The sequence below is a fragment of the Gottfriedia luciferensis genome, from assembly GCF_002156865.1.
Lineage (GTDB): Bacteria > Bacillota > Bacilli > Bacillales > Bacillaceae_G > Gottfriedia > Gottfriedia luciferensis.
The window spans coordinates 1-617 of record NZ_NCTA01000087.1 but is presented as its reverse complement, the minus strand read 5'-3'; the positions used below and the strand labels follow the sequence as shown (position 1 = coordinate 617).

Annotated in this window: 1 protein-coding gene; it reads right to left on the bottom strand. The window is 40.2% G+C overall.

The window, feature by feature from the left end; genetic code table 11:
* A partial coding sequence (locus tag B7R67_RS21820; RefSeq protein ID WP_142289609.1) for an Ig-like domain-containing protein occupies positions 1 to 617 on the bottom strand: 617 nt, incomplete at both ends.

The window sequence follows — 617 nt, the reverse complement described above, 5'->3', positions numbered from 1 at the left end:
GTTGCTGTAATTGTAGCTGTTCCTACTGCTTTACCCGTTACAACGCCTGTTGCACTTACTGTTGCGATATTTGTATCGCTACTTGTCCATGTTACGTTTTTATTCGTAGCATTTGTCGGACTTATTGTTGCAGTCAGTGTCGAAGGTGTACCTATGTTGACTGTAAGACTCGGTTTATTTAATGAAATTGAACTTACATTATAAGCTACCGTGACTGCCGAAGTAGCTACCGCATTACCAAGGACAGATTTGGCTGTTATCGTTGTTGATCCCGATGCCACCGCGTGAACTAATCCATTTGCATCTACTGTTGCTACAGAAGAGTTGCTTGATGTCCAAGTTAGTGATTTATCGGATGCATTAATTGGACCAACCGTTGCTTCAAGCTTAAAGTCTGGATCTCCAACTTTAAACGTTAATACTGTTTTATTTAATGCTATGCTTGTTACTGGCTGAAGTATTGTTATTGTAGATTCAGCTTTTTTACCGCCATCAACTGTCGTTGCTGTAATTGTAGCTGTTCCTACTGCTTTACCTGTTACAACGCCAGTTGCACTTACTGTTGCGATATTTGTATCGCTACTCGTCCATGTTACGCTTTTATTTGTAGCATTTGT